This window comes from Stenotrophomonas sp. HMWF003 (assembly GCF_003061285.1).
Lineage (GTDB): Bacteria > Pseudomonadota > Gammaproteobacteria > Xanthomonadales > Xanthomonadaceae > Stenotrophomonas > Stenotrophomonas maltophilia_AP.
Genome location: NZ_QAIW01000388.1, coordinates 3,556 through 3,910, shown reverse-complemented (window position 1 = coordinate 3,910; position 355 = coordinate 3,556).

Sequence of the window (355 nt, the reverse complement as noted above, 5' to 3'; positions counted from 1 at the left end):
GGCGATTGCGGTGGCCGGCAGCGGCAGCGGCGAGGCGCTGATGGCATGCGCCGAGCAATCCACGGCTGCGTAGGCGGTGGGAACCAAGGCCAGGCCGAGCACGGCGGCCAGTGCGATACGCAGCATGGGATGCATCCAGGGAAAAGGGGTGACGCGGCGAGTTTAACAGCGCCACAACGGCTTTCAAGATCCCACATTCAATGAATACGGCAACTTGTTGGATTTATTGTTGATTTCTTGGTCAAGGCTTTTAAAAAGCGAGCTTCGTCCGGTCATCCGCGAGCGTGAGGGCTCCGTAGCAGCCGGTAGGCCCCTGGCGCAAATGTCCCCCGGCCGCGGGGCGGCCTCCTCCTTT